Genomic DNA, 16,409 nt, shown 5'->3' on the forward strand with positions numbered 1-16,409 from the left:
CTTATTAGTGCCCGAAAAGAATTTGTGATGTGAGCTTCGGGCACTATCACAGCTCAATAGTGCCCGAACACAATTTGTGAAGTGCGCTGCGGGCACTATCACGGCTCAATAGTGCCCGAAATCCTTATGGGAGGTGGGCGCCGGGCACTATGACAGCTTATTAGTGCCCGAAAAGAATTTGTGATGTGAGCTTCGGGCACTATCACAGCTCAATAGTGCCCGAACACAATTTGTGAAGTGCGCTGCGGGCACTATCACGGCTCAATAGTGCCCGAAATCCTTATGGGAGGTGGGCGCCGGGCACTATGACAGCTTATTAGTGCCCGAAAAGAATTTGTGATGTGAGCTTCGGGCACTATCACAGCTCAATAGTGCCCGAAACCATATTTGGACCTGCGCTCCGGGCACTATGACAGCTCAATAGTGCCCGAAACCATATTGGGACTGGTGCTCCGGGCACTATGACAGCTTATTAGTGCCCGAAACCAATTTGTGACGTGAGCTTCGGGCACTATGACAGCTCAATAGTGCCCGAAATCCTATTGGGAGGTGGGCTCCGGGCACTATCTCATCTCAATAGTGCCCGAAACCCTGATGGGAGGTGGGCTTCGGGCACTATGATAGCTCAATAGTGCCCGAAACCAATTTGTGACGTGAGCTTCGGGCACTATGACAATTCAATGGTGCCCGAAACCAATTTGTGACGTGCGTTCCGGGCACTATCACGGCTCAATAGTGCCCGAAACCATTTTGAGACCTGGACTTCGGGCACTATCACGGCTCAATAGTGCCCGAAATCCTATTGGGACCTGTGTTTCGGGCACTATGACAGCTTATTAGTGCCCGAAACCTGAGCTTCGGGCACTATGATAGCTCAATAGTGCCCGAAACCATATTTGGACTGGTGCTCCGGGCACTATCCCATCTCAATAGTGCCCGAAACCATATTTGGACTGGTGCTCCGGGCACTATGACAGCTCAATAGTGCCCGAAACCATATTTGGACTGGTGCTCCGGGCACTATCACGGCTCAATAGTGCCCGAAATCCTATTGGGACCTGTGCTTCGGGCACTATGACAGCTTATTAGTGCCCGAAACCAATTTGTGACGTGAGCTTCGGGCACTATCTCATCTCAATAGTGCCCGAAACCCTGATGGGAGGTGGGCTTCGGGCACTATGATAGCTCAATAGTGCCCGAAACCATTTTGTGACGTGCGTTCCGGGCACTATCACGGCTCAATAGTGCCCGAAACCATTTTGAGACCTGGACTTCGGGCACTATCACGGCTCAATAGTGCCCGAAATCCTATTGGGACCTGTGCTTCGGGCACTATGACAGCTTATTAGTGCCCGAAACCAATTTGTGACGTGAGCTTCGGGCACTATGACAGCTCAATAGTGCCCGAAACCAATTTGGGACCTGTGCTCCGGGCACTATCATCAAGGAATAGTGCCCGAAACGCTGAAGTCGCTGTAGCTCCGGGCACTATCATCAAGCATCAAGAGGTAGCTCCATCTTTTTTATACGAAGCAAGAGCCAGCATAAAAAAGGCCCGTGCAGGTAGGAAGGAAACGATCTGCACGGGCCCTATAATTAACCTAACAAGTTCTTGATGACTGCATTTGTTAGGTTTGGAACGATTTCTAAGGAGTAGCTCTTTTCCATTCGCTCATATTGTTTGTGAGCGTCAAAGCCATACGGTCCGATATTAATAACAGGAACATTGATCTCCCTTATATCATCATAATTTGCATAATGCTTTGTACCCCAACTCGGGTTGTTATCTGTGACTGCTTTTATGCCAGCATCATCATCGCTTAAGGCTACGAAGCTCATATCTGAGATATATGGGAAAAAGTTTTTCGTCACTATTGGATGTGGGTAATGCGGTTGAACAGATTCCACTCCTTTTTCCAAGGAATCGATCAAGTTTTTCTCCAAATCATTCTTTCCGCTCACTTCGATCCTAGGTGAGTAGAGGGAAGAGTAAAAGACGATAATTGCTGGATCCTTGTCCGTCATCCATTTCCATGCCTCTTCCACTACCCTCACTGCAAACATTCTTGTATCAAGTGATTCGTCGAGTAAAAGCTCTTCTTTGAATTCCTTCATATGGTCTTCGTAAGCAGAACCATGTTCCGTGTTGAGTAATTGATCCAACTCTTCATACGTCATCACTCGAGTTTTCCAAGGGATATCCACATAGGGCTGAGAACTTGCTTTGCTAAAAGCTTTGTACCTTTCTTTGTATAAGTTTAAGGCGTTCTCAAAGGCAATCTCAGCTTGATCCTTTAGCTTGGACAGGACATCACGTGGTGACCATGAATGGATGAAAAAATTAAAGTAAACGTAAGCAGAAAGTGCTGTTTGAACTGTATAAGATGGCTTTAAATCTGTCTGTTTTAACGATACTGGAGGCACTGTCGTTTCTCCAAAAGCTTCATTACAAAGGTCTGGATTATAGTTAATTTGTCTTGTTAGTTCTGCTACTATAAAGTTAGGATCTAGGCCTTCAAAACAGGAGCCGACGTGCGTTTCTGCTCCAGTGATAAAGAAGGAAGGCAGCAGTTTTCCAACGGTCCCCTTGTAGATATATCTATTCTCGTCCCCTTCATATCTAGGTGAAACGAAGTCAGCGTTAATGGCTGCAACATATTCAAAGCCATGTTCTTCCCGAAGACTCTTCAGATCCTTTAATGCTGATAAAATGCCCCGGGAGCCGTCCTCTTCATCACATTCCAGTACAACGAGTAAATTGCCTTCTAATTCCTCAGGGTGCTGGGAGTAATATTTTAATAAATAGAGATGACTGGCGAGACCGCTTTTCATATCAAGAACTCCGCGTCCAAAATGATAGTCTCCTGATTGTAACTGCTCCTCCACAAGTGAGGGAAGGTCTTCAGACTCTAGTGCTTTATGAAGTTCCTCAGGGTCACAAGCCACATCTTGTAATTGATTGAAATCATCGATTCCTACAGTATCCATATGACCCATTAAGATGACGGTTTTATTAGATTGGCCCTTGGTCCCCTTTACGAAAGCTAGAACATTGTACCTTTCTTGTTCATCATTCACCGTCTGCTGTCGAATGATATGGGACGGGTTTTCCTTGAAATAAGGGAAGGAGGAAATTAGTGTATGTAATACTTGGCTAATCTCCTTTTCCCCTTCTGTATTAACAATGCTTGTGATATTCACAAGCTGATTGGTGTAAAATAGAACGTCTTCTCGGCATGGAAGCATGGTCATAAGGCCGTTCACACTCCTTTTTTATGAAAAATAAAGTTGTCTTTGCAAACAAATGATCATTAGCCACATTATGATGGATAACTGGCAACGGAAAAATGAAGCTAATGGCTAGTTTTTTATAATTACCTAATTATAAAGGAAGAAGTCCGATTAGTAGAATAGAAAGGTATGAAATCTACCAACAAATTTTTTCCGACAATAGTTGCTGTGTTGTAAATAAGTTATTCATCATCATCTGCGTCTTCATCATGCTTCTTCTTCGCGAAAAATCCAAAGGTATAGGCCCCTAAAAAACATAGGAAAAAGACGGTTGCAATAATGATTGTGTCACGGATCGGATAATCAGGTGTTACGAGCTGTATAAATAGTCCCATGATAATTCCAATACTTAATGAGATCGTGAATCCTACGGGATAGGAATTAAAATGGATTTAGCTTTGGGCGGCTTATTTTCATTTGCGATGGAAACTCTCATACTAAGAAGTCCAGAAAGAATCCCCGTGATAAGAAGGATAAAGGTTAAAGGTGTTCCTGAGGTGCCTTGACCTTGAATGAAGGCTTCATAGACCCAAAGTCCAGTTAATAAAAGAGTCTGTACAATCGCAATAATACGGATATTTTTTAAGTTTTCGAGCTTCAGTCGTTCGTCTTCAATTTTCTTAAACAAGTTACTCACTCTCCTTATCAATCCAAAAAATTTCATCTAAGGTTTTGTCAACGGTATGACAGATGTCGAGGCACAGCTTCAGGCTAGGGTTATATTTCCCTTTTTCAATCAGACTGATGGTTTGTCTAGTTACGCCAATTTTTTGAGCAAGTTGCTGTTGGGTTAGTTCTGCTTGTACTCGAGCAATCTTTACATTGTTTTTCATCGAGCTAACCAGCCTTTCTAAAAGATGGTGCATTCATTGCTGTTGGATGTTATTTTGATATGATTGTAACATATATATTCCTTAATGCAATGTATAATTTACATTAGTGAGTTGTGAGAAGTTAGGATTATGTGGGATTAATTTAACTAAGTAAAAAAACTGTCTGGTTAAGTTAGACCAGACAGTTTCCTATGGGAAAGGAATAGAAAAGAAGTCACACCCGTTCAAAGCATGACCCCTTTTTTGCAACGATATAATTATTTTCTTCCAAAATAAAGCAATCCAAAGATCAACCAGAATAAGGTAACGACTATGGACAGGATTAATATGGCGACAGGTCCGAATTGGAAGATTAGCGGTAAGGACGCCGCTGTGAACAAACCACCACCAACAAGTGGTTCAAATAAGATCTGTTTATACCCGAAACCTTCCAGTGCTGGGGTACGAACGTTAGGGTCAGCAATTCGGATTAACAAGAGTCCTGTTGCGGTGATCCCTGTCGCTTGACCGAAGTCACCGATTCCCCGTTCAAACCAGTATGATGGAATCATTTTAGGTGCCAGTACTATAAAGGCAAAGACGTTCCAGATGACACCAGCCGCTGCAAGGGTAAGGAATGGAACGATATTATCCCCAATGACTGCTAGGGATACGGTTCCTAATGCACTGACGATTAATAAATCGAGGGAAAGGCCTCCGATTCGGTCGATCATACTTCTATCGATGACTTTGAACCTATCGTATTTATCGGAAAAAGCTTGTACAATAATTCCCCCAACCATGGCTAATGGGAATAAAGGTAAATAAATCATTAAATAAGTATCTGTTAATGGTCCCCAAGTCACAGACTCTAACCAGATTAAACCTTCTAGCAAAATGGCGCCAATACCGATTGCAACCCCAACGTAAGCGAGATGCAAGGAAAGAGGCTCAATGGATTCAGGACGCGTCGTAATTTTTCCAGCAGCTTCACGGTGTTCAAATTCAATGATCCCATGATTCTGAGTCGTGGATATTCCAGATTTAGCGCCAATTTGTTTGGCTCGGCCAGTCCGCGCCCCCCAGTTGATTAAGATGATTCCGACAATCACCCCAGTTAAGATACCAACTGTAGCGAGACCGATTGCTAAATCGACTCCTTCCGCAAAACCCAGTTCCTCAAATGTCCCAGAGAGACCAGCAGCAGTCCCGTGTCCACCTACAAAGCTAATTTCGATCAAGGCACCAGCTAAAGGGTTTACGCCAAAAAACGGTGTTAGTATAAATATAACGAGTAATAAACCGATCACATATTGTCCCCAGGATACCATTTGTCCCATCGCCACTTGAGGTCCACCAATAATCCAAACATTTTTTAAGCTAGGGAGTGTTTTTCCTAAAAAGAGTGAGGCAAAAACGATATTAATGAAAAGTCCAGGCAATGTTCCCCAGACTGCTAGGATGTTATCACTAATAAATCCGTTTGCTAAAAATGCATCATCAGAACTAAATAGTCGTACAATTCTTCCTAATACTTCAGGACCTACTAGCAGAGCTATGATCCCGGCGATAATGGAGGAGGGGAGATAGAGTCGTTGAAGCAATGGTGTAAAAACCCGTATCCATTTCCCCAATACGATAAATATGCCTAATACGATAAAACTAAGTCCGACTATTTCTGGTGTCATCTGGCAAATCCTCCTTGAATAAAAATTTGGTAAAGTTAGGTGAAACTGTTATTAGATGTAATATAATTTAATCTATACTGCAAATTTGACAAAATATCAATAGAAAACTCACATTTTCTTAGTTTGGTGTAAAAAGCCATCAATATGCACAATGTGACTTCTCTTTCCATATTCGCTTACCCTAAATTTAGGAATTTTAAAAACGTTTATAATTGGCTTTTCCTACAAATAATTTTTTTTACCTCAGTAAACGATATATAGTATTGATGAGATGAATAGGCTGGTGATTTAAACATGACTTATGTATTACTACTTATAGGCTTTGGTTTACTGATTAAGGGTGCAGATTATTTTGTGTTGGGATCGTCAAAAATAGCGAGTTTATTGAACATCTCTCCTCTTATTGTGGGGCTTACCATTGTGGCATTCGGAACAGGGTCTCCAGAAGCAACGGTTAGTATCATTGCTGCAATTGAAGGGAATTCTGAGGTGACTATCGGAAATATCGTAGGGAGCAATATTATCAATACGGCCCTTGTCATTGGTCTGACAGCATTTATTTCTCCTTTAGTTGTGCAGAGTCAGACCCTTCGTAAAGAAATTCCGTTTACATTGCTCGCTAGTGTTGCCCTACTTGTTTTAATCAATGATATGCAGTTTCAGTTAACAGATGTAAATGTGATTACACGGTCTGATGGGATTATCCTGCTCATGTTTTTTTCAATCTTTATGTACTATATTTTTGAGATAGCTCGAAATAGTCGTGATAAATCATTGGAAGTTAAGGTGGAAACAAGTCGTAAGGAGTGGGGGAAGAATATTCTCGTTACTGTCGGTGGACTTGCTGCCATTATTTTAGGTGGGTATTTTGTAGTAGAGAGCAGTACAAGTATTGCACTTAACTTTGGAATGAGTGAAACACTGGTCGGTCTAACGATCGTTGCGATCGGTTCCTCCTTGCCAGAGCTAATTACTTCCGTTACAGCTGCTTTGAAAAAACAAAGTGAAATAGCTCTTGGGAACATTGTTGGTAGTAACATTTTTAATATCCTTTTTGTACTTGGAGTGTCTTCCTTAATCACGCCACTTCCAGTAAACAATATCATTTTTGTTGATGTTATCTTCATGATTGTCTTGACGGTTGCACTACTTATTTTCTCTAAAACGCAGTGTAATGTTGGTAAGTATGAAGGTCTAACCCTCGTAGTGGCTTATATTTTATACTTTGTGTATATCATTATTAGAAATTGATCAGACTTTTCCCTTGGGCAATCCGCTCGGAGGAATGAGGAAATCATCAACACCAGATGGGTTGATATAATAAGGGGAGAAACTTCCCTTATTTAAGAAATGGAACCAAAAATAGTGAAAATAGAAGGAAAAATTCCTGCTAATTTCTAAATAAACAAGATAATTAGATGTCTGTTTGTTCATAAAGGGAAAAACGAGACTGTCGATTTATTGTAGTTTATTTCACTTCTATCCCTTATTTCACAAACTTCTTGGCTTTTATTGAGTTTTTTCACAAAGTTTCACTATTTTAATGCTTTCTGCCCTTTTTAAGGCCTTCGATATTGTCCTAATTTACCTATTTTACCTAATTTGGGCAGACGGGGGCCTTTATCCGATTTTCGCATTTTTTATAACGGTAAAAAGGCTTTATGGGTTCAGCTAATTTCTTCACCATTATTTTCAAGTTGATAACCATTGCCGTCAATTTAGATGTTATCCTTAATGATTCTCTCCCTCTTGTTCTTGGTTTCCTGAGTCCATGATGGTTGGCTGCTTCATTATTCGTTCTTTCCACATCGTACCGATCCCTTAATGCATCTTTTCCAACTTCAGTTAAATTATAGGATTTTCCTTGTTCCATTATTTCATAGTAATCACTGATAAAAACGGTACGACCTTTTTCATTGGTTGTACATTGTTCAAATAGTGGACAAACTTGACAAGTTTTCGCTTCGAATTTGAATTGATTCCCTTGATTTACGTTATTTCGCACTTTCTTAGAAGTCGAATACCCTTGAGGACAGATGACCTCATCCAAATTGGCATCATAAACAAACCAATCGCTTTCTAATAACCCCGTTGGATTTTTATATTTTTGTATAGGAGCTGTCATTAAAATTTTCATTCCTTGTATTTTCTGACGATTTTCACCTGTGCCATAGGCCGTATCACCTATGAGCTGTTTCGGTGCAATTCCGTAACTACCTATCATTTCTTTCACCATTGGACCAAGACGCTCTCCGTCCCACTCATTGCCTGGAATGGGTTCAATATTCAAGACTAATCCGTTCTCCCTCGACTCTAAGACTTGGATTTTATCTCCGGTAAACTTCAAGGATTTCGATTTATATCCACTCCGAATTTCTGGATCATAGGCACTTCGAATTCGATCTTTTGGTTTTTCTTTTTTTGATAATTCTTGGTACTGGGGTTGTCCCTGTTCGGCCCCTTCGTGCTTATCCTGATCAATTGATTTAGTGTTTTCCTGTAAAATTTGATAGAGAATGGCTTGAAGTTCCAAACAACGAAGTTGTTGTTTTGATTTCTTCCATGTCCAGAATATAGGTTTTACTTTTTCATTTTCTAGCCAATGTAACAGGCTATAGGCTTCCACCACCAGGCGACTAAATAATACCAATCGTCGCTTTTCAGGTATTTGATCCGAGAGTGGCTTCATAAAGCTTTTGAGTGCACAATCCTTTTGAAGATAGGTATACAGCTTTGGATATGTACGTTCGATGTGATGAATAATTTGAAGGATTCCTTGTTGGATTAAGCGATACGACCCTACTTTGGCAATGTTAGCATACGTATGAAAGGAATCAATAAGCCAACGATCATCTTCTTTCCCCCACAGCCCTTTGTCTAAAGCTTGGGAAAGAATGTGGTGGTGACACGCATCAAATAGGGCAGAACCCATGCGATCTCGATCGAGCCCTAAGGTACTATGGTCGAAACCGTTAAAAGCAACGGGCACTCCCAAAAAACGTTTTATATGTAGATGATAAAGAATGGCCACTTCCATTTCACGATCAGAGTAATTGTGATAGCGTTGAGCAAAATGAATCTTTAATTTAAGAGAAGGAGCATAAGGACGTTGTCCTTTAGAGGAATACAAGGATGCACAGAGTTCATCTGCAAAGGAAAAGTCAATCACTTGTTCTACTCGGCTCCAGAAAGGATGGGAAGGGACTGAAGAGAAAACTTCATAATCTGCGAAAGACAACTGACCAAATGTTTTATATTGAATATGAGCCATCACGATCACTCCATATATAAGATTTGTCTTAATTTTACCTTAGATATGGAGGAAAGTGATAAGTTAATGAAAAAAGTATGTGAAATAGGGGTTTATTATGAGTTAATCGACAGTCTCAAAACTACCCTTATTTATGCCTAACTAAGTTACATCTGCTGTTTAGAGGGAAAAACTCCTCTTAATTTATATATAAAATTTGGTTATTCAACTATTGAGGAATGATTTTATTCTGTAAAAAACAATTTTGACAATTCTTCCTCTTCCTGTGTTTCTTTATGCACATTCATAGACAAAGTGAATATATAACAACAAAAATCACATGTGATTTCTGCTATGAAACCGCATGTGATTTTGCTTGCGAATGGAACGTTAGAACCTCTGAAGTAAACCCCTTAATGGTAGAGGAGGTCCAGCTTTTGTTTTAGCCAAAACCGCCGATTGAGTTGATTAGTTGATTAATGATTGAAGTGGTGCAGGAATTCTACCACCTCTAGATACGAAACGATCAGAACTAAATGGATTTACACCCATGACAGGTGCACGGCCGAGGAGGCCACCGAATTCAACCATTTCCCCTTCTTTTTTCCCAGGGACAGGAATAACACGGACAGCCGTTGTTTTCTTGTTAATCATCCCGATAGCTGCTTCATCGGCAATCATTGCAGACAAGGTCGCTGCTGATACCTCTCCTGTAAGGGCGATCATGTCAAGACCAACGGAACATACGCAAGTCATGGCTTCTAGTTTTGAGAGGGTAAGGGCATCGTCCATAATCCCCCGAATCATTCCATTATCCTCACTGACAGGTATGAAGGCTCCGCTCAAACCACCAACGTAGGAGCTAGCCATAGCACCACCTTTTTTCACAGCATCATTCATTAGGGCAAGGGCTGCAATGGTTCCGTGGGTACCTACACGTTCTAATCCGATCTCTTCAAGAATTTCTGCGACACTATCGTTCATAGCGTTGGTTGGTGCGAGGGATAAGTCCATGATTCCAAATGGCACTTCAAGCCTCTCAGCGACAATTCTTCCTAACAATTCCCCTGCTCGGGTAATTTTAAATGCCGTCTTTTTGATCACGTCAGCCACCTGTCCTAAATCGGCATCAGGATGACGCTTCAACGCATTTAGGACAACGCCAGGGCCGCTAACACCTACATTGATGACTGCTTCCCCTTCACCAGAACCGTGGAAAGCCCCAGCCATGAATGGATTATCTTCTACAGGATTACAGAAAACAACGAGTTTTGCACAGGCAATTCCATTTCTGTCTTTCGTTAGTTCTGAAGCCTTTTTAATGATTTCTCCCATTTGGCGAACGGCGTCCATATTGATCCCTGTGCGCGTTGTAGCCACGGAAATGGAGGCACACACACGCTCCGTTGTGCTCAAAGCTTCAGGCAGGGCATCTAACAAAGTTTGGTCCCCTTTGGTAATTCCCTTGTGGACGAGGGCAGAGTATCCACCGATGAAGTCCACTCCTAATTCTTTAGCAGCCCGATCTAACGTTTTTGCCAATTCTACCGCTTGTTCAACCGTGGCATTGCCTAGAATTTCAGCAATTGGAGTGATTGATATTCTTTTATTGATGATTGGGATGCCATATTCCTTTTCCACCTGCTCGGCTGTTTCCTTTAATTTCGCTGCATAGCTTGTTATTTTTTCGAAAACTCGTGTATTCATTTTTTCAAAATCTGAGTCTGCACAATCACGAAGGTTGATCCCCATGGTGACAGTACGTATATCAAGGCTCTCCATTTGAACCATTCTGATTGTTTCTTGTATTTCCGCAAATGCTAAATTCACAGTAGTTACTCCTTCCAAATTCAGTAATTCGTTTATTCGCAGCTTTAGTTAAACTATAATCTAACTAAGGTTCCAATTAAGCATACAATCTATTTGCAGTTCTAGTTAACTATACTCGGTGCATAGATTGGAAAATTTCTTCGAGTTGTATATTTATTTTTAACCCTAATTCGTTACTCACTTTATCGAAGGCGGTTTGTAATTCTTCTAGATCCTCCAGTTCCGATACATCTACAAGCATCATCATGGTGAAAAAATCTTGTAGAATGGTTTGACTAATGTCCAATACATTAATATGGTTATCCGCTAGAATCGTAGTAACCTTTGCGATGATTCCAACTTGGTCCTTTCCTATAACACTTACAACAGCTCTTTTTTGACTCATTTTGATCAACACCTCACAAGTATTTTGGGTAATAAAAAAAAGATTGGAATATCTCCAATCTCATTGAGGTCAGTACCGAATAATTGTACACAAAATATGTATGAATTACTCTCCTGTCCTTTTGCCTGAGATTGTGAATCCTTCGGCGCCACATGACGTGAACTCTCCAGAAGTTGCTCCTGTTATAGTTTTATCCATAACGATCATTGCTACTTATAAATTATTTAATTAAAGTGATATTACCAATATTTATTATATCCGTCAACATAATGGTTTGTTAATCGTATTTTGTTGGAGTTGTTACTACTGTGATGTTGTTTTGGTTGAAGGGGTGGGGGAGGGTCGGATTTAGGGATGGCTGGAATGGGGCCTCGAATCTGTCGGGGTTGGGAGTTTAGGTTGTGTTATGTTGGAATGCGGCCTGAACTCGCTGGTGGAGGGGAACTCAGTCCGCATTATGCAGGAATGCGGCCTGAACTCACTGGTGGAGGGAAACTCAGTCCGCATTATGCAGGAATGCGGCCTGAACTCGCTGGTGGAGGGGAACTCAGTCCGCATTATGCAGGAATGCGGCCTGAACTCGCTGGTGGAGGGAAACTCAGTCCGCATTATGAAGGAATGCGGCCTGAACTCACTGGTAGGGGGAAACTCAGTCCGCATTATGAAGGAATGCGGCCTGAACTCACTGGTGGAGGGAAACTCAGTCCGCATTATGAAGGAATGCGGCCTGAAATCGCTGAGGGAAGGGAACTTAGTCCGCATTTTGCAGGAATGCGGCCTGAACTCGCTGGTGGAGGGAAACTCAGTCCGCATTCTGCAGAAATGCGGCCTGAAGTAGCTGGTGGAGGGAAACTCAGTCCGCACTCTGCATTATCCAATAATGCGAAAACGCTACACACTGAGTTCTGTTACTAAGGTGGTTGCCATGCATACGATGAAGAAGGGATACCTGATACTATATTTCATTTAAATGAACTTGAAAGCTCTATTATTTGTAAAAAATGGTTGTGTTGGATTACGGTAAAATATGATACAATTTTTCATCAATAAGGTCTATTGAAGTTTGATCTTGAGTTATCATCACAATCCTTAAATAGATTCATTTAAAGGGGAGAGGCTAATATGTTTTCTAAATTGTTTGGAACAAGGAAATGCTACATTTGTAAAAAGAAACTCGTGAGTCCAAGCAAATATTTAGATGATGCTGGACAGCCGGTAAAAGTCTGTCAAAAGTGCGTTCCTTACGCTGAACGGAGGGCACTTAGAAAGATATAGGATTTATGGCGCCATGAAAGAGAGCGCCTCGCCAGTTATGTCAACAGCCCATTTCATAGAGACATGAAATGTAATACTTCGTCATTTAAGTCGTCAAAGTCCATTCCATGGCGAAATAAAATAGCCCCCCCGCCCCTAATTATGTCGCCCTTAGCTAGCTATTTGCTACCCTTTCAGCGCTATCATACTCATGCGATTCCCCAAAAATCTCAACTATTCTCCTCGCCACCTCCCCATCCTCTTGCCCCGCCCTCGCGCCACCCACGCCACTAATTACAACCACGACCAGGATAACAACCACGTACTGCCCACAACCACGCCACTAACTACGACCACAATCAAAACAAACTAACTTCAATTCTTTCTCTCTTCCAACAAACTGTACTAGCCTATACCAATAGAACATTGTATACTCGACTGTAGCAAATATGATGAAGGTGATGGTATGGGGGAAACGGAAACGCAATTTAAGGACCTGCCGCAGGGAGCAGAACTTAACAAAGAACTAAAAGCAAAAATGGCACCAGCAGATACAAGTGATAGCCTCGTGAAAAATCATGAGTTTGATGCACCTTATTTCAGAGAGTTGGAGAAAAAGGGAATCCACTTAAATAAACCGCAAATTGAAGCAGTTCGTCATTTTGAAGGGCCACTTCTCACCCTTGCTGGAGCAGGGTCTGGGAAAACGTCTGTGCTTGTGTGTCGAACTGGATACTTAATTTCCGTCCAAAAGGTCAAACCGACAAATATTCTCCTTGTAACCTTTACAAGGAAAGCAGCAGATGAAATGAAAGAAAGAATTAGTAAGCTACCAGGACTAACGCGGCAGCATGCGAACCAGGTTCAAGCAAACACTTTTCATGCTTTTTTCTTAAGGCTGTTAAAAAGCAGAGGATACGATCAGGAGATATTAAGTAGCGAACGGCAAAAGCAAATTACGATAAAAATTATTCTCAGAGAGCTCGGTTTAGAGGATACGTACCAACCAGAAACACTAATTGCTCTCTTGTCCTCCTATAAAATGAATATGATTAGCATGGACAAGATACCTGAGAAAACAAAGGTGGATCAGGAAGCGAAGGAAGTTTTCAAGAGATATGAAAGCTGGAAAAAAACGAATCACAAAATAGATTTCGATGATATTTTGGTAGAAGCCTATCAGTTATTACAAAGAGATCCGCAGCTTCTTCAAGCCCTTCAAAAGCGTTTTACCCAAGTTATGGTTGATGAATTTCAAGATACCAATCTTCTTCAATATGAACTGATAAAGATGATTGCGAAAGCGCACTTGAACCTGTTCGTTGTGGGAGATGACGATCAGACAATCTACTCCTTTAATGGTGCGCGCAATGAATTCATTCTGGAGTTTACGAATGAGTTTAAGTCGGCAAAAACTGTGACACTCGACATTAATTACAGGTCACCTGACACAATTGTTGGCTTGGGAAATGCTGTTATAGAGAAGAATACGATGCGGAAAAAGAAGACGCTGCAGGTAACCCGCGAGAGTAGCTCGCCTCCTCAATTTGGACAACCACCTACAACGGATGAAGAAGCCGTTTTAGTCGTGGAGGATATTCAACAAAAAGTGGAAGCAGGAACCCATCAATATGGTGATTTTGCCATTCTTCACCGAGCTGCGAGTAACAGCAGGGCGATCTTTGAACAATTAACAATGGAGGAAATTCCTTTTCTTCAGTTTTCCATGAATGATCAGCTGTTTTATGACCATTGGACCGTAAAACCAATTGTGGATCATTTACGCCTTTCCATCAACCCACGTGAGTTTTCTGCAATGGAGAGTATCTTGCCGACTCTTTATATCAACAGGGAGAAGGGCATGCATGTCATTCATGGCCAAGAGCTGGGCAATAAAAAGAAGTATCCATTAATTCACTTGATGAAACTGGCGAGCTTAAAGGACTATCAGAGGAAAAAAGTAGAAGAGCGGATTCAACTGATAAAAAGTCTTAGTGGAATGGAGCCACAGCATGCAATCAAGAAGCTTAGACAGAAGTTTTATGAGAGCTATGTAGAAGCGGATGATCGCCAGACCCTTACTGTTCATAAGGAAACTGTGAAGGAAATGCTGGATGAGCTCGAGGCATCATCCAAGAGGTTCGGGACCATTTCTTCTTTTCTTAGCTTTATAGATGATATGAACAACATGCACAAGAAAATGAAAGAGCTTAATAAAACTCCTGACGCGAATGTGGTAAAACTGATGACGATCCATCGATCAAAGGGACTGGAATTTCCTGTTGTCTACTTAATTGGAGCATCTGAAGGAATCTTGCCACACACCTCGGCTTTAGAAGCTGGGAAGATGGAAGACAACGTGAGTTTTCAGAAAAATAATAGCGTTAAGCACGCGATCGAGGAAGAACGACGATTGGCTTACGTTGCTATCACCCGGGCAATGAATGAGCTTATAATCACGTCCCCTGAGTACAACCGTGGGAAAAGCGTGAGGCCATCGAGGTTTATATTAGAGCCTTTTGAGAAGGAAAAAACAAGTGGAGCTGTGAAAAAGAAAATTAAAATCCACGACGGGAAGAAGAGGAAGAGGGACGGAGCCACAGAAAATGGGGAACAACTACTTATCACAGTCCTAGCTTGGATCTGCACAAAGGACGGGTGTCGTGCGTGGACGAGAATAAGGACGGAAGTGGATCAGAAGTTGTCTGCCAAAAAATGTCCTCTTTGTCAAAGTGAAATGGAGCAAGGGGAGAAGAAACTGCTTGAAAAAGCTTAGTGAAGTAATTTCACTATATTTTTGCAAAAAAATCATGTAATTATTCTGTATTTGAAATGACATCATCCCTTGTCTTTATGCTTCTTAAAACGTATACTTCGAGGTGAATAGGAAGGAAATAAGTCCGAGGAGTGATTGGAATGAAATACCGTACGCTTGGAAAAACAGGATTACGTACATCTGTCGTAGGTGTCGGAACTTGGCAGTTTGGGGGAGAATGGGGGATGGACTTCACGCAAAAAGAAGTCGATGCAATCTTACATAAAAGTAAGGAAGTCGGGATTAACCTCATTGACACGGCAGAATGCTATGGAGACCACCTTTCCGAAAAATTTATAGGCAACTTTTTAAAGCAAGATCACAGGGAAGACTGGCTGGTGGCTACTAAGTTTGGTCATAAGTTCCACCATAACTTCGAACGGACGAATCACTGGTCCCCTGAGGAGGTACTTCAGCAACTAGATGATTCATTGCGAGCCCTTCAGACTGATTATGTAGATTTATATCAGTTCCATTCCGGTAGTGATGAAGCATTTAGAAACGATGATTTGTGGACCTTGTTAGATAAACAAGTGCAAGCAGGAAAAATAAGGCATTTGGGCATATCCATCGGTAGTAATCAAAATATCTATCAAACGGAGCTTGCTACAGAATACAATGCAAAGGCCATTCAAGTTGTTTATAACCGATTAGAGCGGGAGCCAGAGGAGGAAGTTTTCCCGTCCTGTGAAAATCAAAATCTAGGAGTTCTTGCAAGAGTTCCTTTAGCGAGTGGATATTTGAGCGGGAAATATAAGCCAGGTGCACAATTCGGAGAACAAGATGTAAGACATAAGCATGACATGGAAGAGGTGGCCAAAAAGCTACGTGAAGTGGAACGAATTCAACATGAAGAAGTTCCTGAAGGCGTCAATATGGCACAGTGGGCCCTTGCATGGTGCTTAAAGCATCCAGCAGTAACAACCGTTATCCCTGGCTGTAAAAATGTGGAGCAAGTGGAGCTGAATGCAAGTGCAGCAGATCTTGACCTTGTGAAAGAGGACCATCCACAAGCAGTAAAGTAACGATATAAGATATAAGGTATAAGGTATAAGGTATAAGGTATAAGCTAAAGCGCAAGTAA

The 16,409-nt window shown here is 41.6% G+C and carries 12 protein-coding genes and 1 riboswitch; of the genes, 4 read left to right on the forward strand and 8 right to left on the reverse strand.

What is annotated here, in order from left to right; all coding sequences use genetic code 11:
* Positions 1-1,596: 1,596 nt before the first annotated feature.
* From BW724_RS05345 to BW724_RS05360, 5 genes are all read right to left on the reverse strand, one after another.
* A complete protein-coding gene (locus BW724_RS05345) occupies positions 1,597-3,246 on the reverse strand; it encodes a M20/M25/M40 family metallo-hydrolase (protein WP_088077714.1) in 1,650 nt (549 codons plus the stop codon).
* A 227-nt stretch (positions 3,247-3,473) separates the two neighbouring features.
* Positions 3,474-3,626 carry a hypothetical protein gene (locus tag BW724_RS23515; protein ID WP_176371308.1) on the reverse strand — a complete coding sequence of 51 codons (153 nt, stop codon included), beginning with the start codon at positions 3,624-3,626 and terminating at the stop codon, positions 3,474-3,476.
* A gap of 32 nt (positions 3,627-3,658) precedes the next feature.
* Complete coding sequence (locus BW724_RS05350; protein ID WP_088074201.1) at positions 3,659-3,919, reverse strand: hypothetical protein; 261 nt, start codon at positions 3,917-3,919, stop codon at positions 3,659-3,661.
* A 1-nt stretch (position 3,920) separates the two neighbouring features.
* A complete protein-coding gene (locus tag BW724_RS05355) occupies positions 3,921-4,124 on the reverse strand; it encodes a helix-turn-helix transcriptional regulator (protein WP_088074202.1) in 204 nt (67 codons plus the stop codon).
* 257 nt (positions 4,125-4,381) lie between these two features.
* The gene (locus tag BW724_RS05360; protein WP_088074203.1) at positions 4,382-5,791 is read right to left on the reverse strand and encodes a sodium/glutamate symporter; all 1,410 of its coding nucleotides are present in this window, start codon (positions 5,789-5,791) and stop codon (positions 4,382-4,384) included.
* A gap of 294 nt (positions 5,792-6,085) precedes the next feature.
* Between BW724_RS05360 and BW724_RS05365 the strand changes: the two genes are divergently transcribed.
* Complete coding sequence (locus BW724_RS05365) at positions 6,086-7,042, forward strand: calcium/sodium antiporter (protein ID WP_088074205.1); 957 nt, start codon at positions 6,086-6,088, stop codon at positions 7,040-7,042.
* A 346-nt stretch (positions 7,043-7,388) separates the two neighbouring features.
* On the opposite strand, the gene BW724_RS05370 is transcribed toward BW724_RS05365, so the two are convergent.
* The 3 genes from BW724_RS05370 to BW724_RS05380 all read right to left on the reverse strand — a co-directional run bounded on the left by BW724_RS05370 (position 7,389) and on the right by BW724_RS05380 (position 11,256).
* A complete protein-coding gene (locus BW724_RS05370; RefSeq protein ID WP_088073754.1) occupies positions 7,389-9,062 on the reverse strand; it encodes a transposase in 1,674 nt (557 codons plus the stop codon).
* 447 nt (positions 9,063-9,509) lie between these two features.
* On the reverse strand, positions 9,510-10,871 hold the full coding sequence (locus BW724_RS05375) for a PFL family protein (protein WP_088074207.1): 1,362 nt from the start codon (positions 10,869-10,871) through the stop codon (positions 9,510-9,512).
* Between the two features lie 109 nt (positions 10,872-10,980).
* On the reverse strand, positions 10,981-11,256 hold the full coding sequence (locus BW724_RS05380; protein ID WP_088074209.1) for an ACT domain-containing protein: 276 nt from the start codon (positions 11,254-11,256) through the stop codon (positions 10,981-10,983).
* Positions 11,257-11,359: 103 nt separating this feature from the next.
* Positions 11,360-11,436: riboswitch (glycine riboswitch) on the reverse strand.
* A 183-nt stretch (positions 11,437-11,619) separates the two neighbouring features.
* Here BW724_RS05380 and BW724_RS05385 point away from each other — a divergent pair.
* The 3 genes from BW724_RS05385 to BW724_RS05395 all read left to right on the forward strand — a co-directional run bounded on the left by BW724_RS05385 (position 11,620) and on the right by BW724_RS05395 (position 16,350).
* Positions 11,620-12,171: a hypothetical protein gene (locus tag BW724_RS05385; RefSeq protein ID WP_176371309.1), complete on the forward strand. Its 552-nt coding sequence runs from the start codon at positions 11,620-11,622 to the stop codon at positions 12,169-12,171.
* Positions 12,172-12,976: 805 nt separating this feature from the next.
* On the forward strand, positions 12,977-15,286 hold the full coding sequence (locus tag BW724_RS05390; protein WP_088074212.1) for a UvrD-helicase domain-containing protein: 2,310 nt from the start codon (positions 12,977-12,979) through the stop codon (positions 15,284-15,286).
* Positions 15,287-15,426: 140 nt separating this feature from the next.
* Complete coding sequence (locus BW724_RS05395; RefSeq protein ID WP_088074214.1) at positions 15,427-16,350, forward strand: aldo/keto reductase; 924 nt, start codon at positions 15,427-15,429, stop codon at positions 16,348-16,350.
* Positions 16,351-16,409 lie beyond the last annotated feature (59 nt).

The sequence above is a fragment of the Litchfieldia alkalitelluris genome (assembly GCF_002153425.1).
Lineage (GTDB): Bacteria > Bacillota > Bacilli > Bacillales > Salisediminibacteriaceae > Evansella > Evansella alkalicola.

Bases quoted from the DNA above. Each gene is read 5' to 3' on its own strand.
- BW724_RS05345 (WP_088077714.1), bottom strand. From the start codon at position 3,246: ATGCTTCCATGCCGAGAAGACGTTCTATTTTACACCAATCAGCTTGTG.
- BW724_RS23515 (WP_176371308.1), bottom strand. From the start codon at position 3,626: ATGGGACTATTTATACAGCTCGTAACACCTGATTATCCGATCCGTGAC.
- BW724_RS05355 (WP_088074202.1), bottom strand. From the start codon at position 4,124: ATGAAAAACAATGTAAAGATTGCTCGAGTACAAGCAGAACTAACCCAA.
- BW724_RS05360 (WP_088074203.1), bottom strand. From the start codon at position 5,791: ATGACACCAGAAATAGTCGGACTTAGTTTTATCGTATTAGGCATATTT.
- BW724_RS05365 (WP_088074205.1), top strand. From the start codon at position 6,086: ATGACTTATGTATTACTACTTATAGGCTTTGGTTTACTGATTAAGGGT.
- BW724_RS05370 (WP_088073754.1), bottom strand. From the start codon at position 9,062: ATGGCTCATATTCAATATAAAACATTTGGTCAGTTGTCTTTCGCAGAT.
- BW724_RS05380 (WP_088074209.1), bottom strand. From the start codon at position 11,256: ATGAGTCAAAAAAGAGCTGTTGTAAGTGTTATAGGAAAGGACCAAGTT.
- BW724_RS05385 (WP_176371309.1), top strand. From the start codon at position 11,620: ATGGGGCCTCGAATCTGTCGGGGTTGGGAGTTTAGGTTGTGTTATGTT.
- BW724_RS05390 (WP_088074212.1), top strand. From the start codon at position 12,977: ATGGGGGAAACGGAAACGCAATTTAAGGACCTGCCGCAGGGAGCAGAA.
- BW724_RS05395 (WP_088074214.1), top strand. From the start codon at position 15,427: ATGAAATACCGTACGCTTGGAAAAACAGGATTACGTACATCTGTCGTA.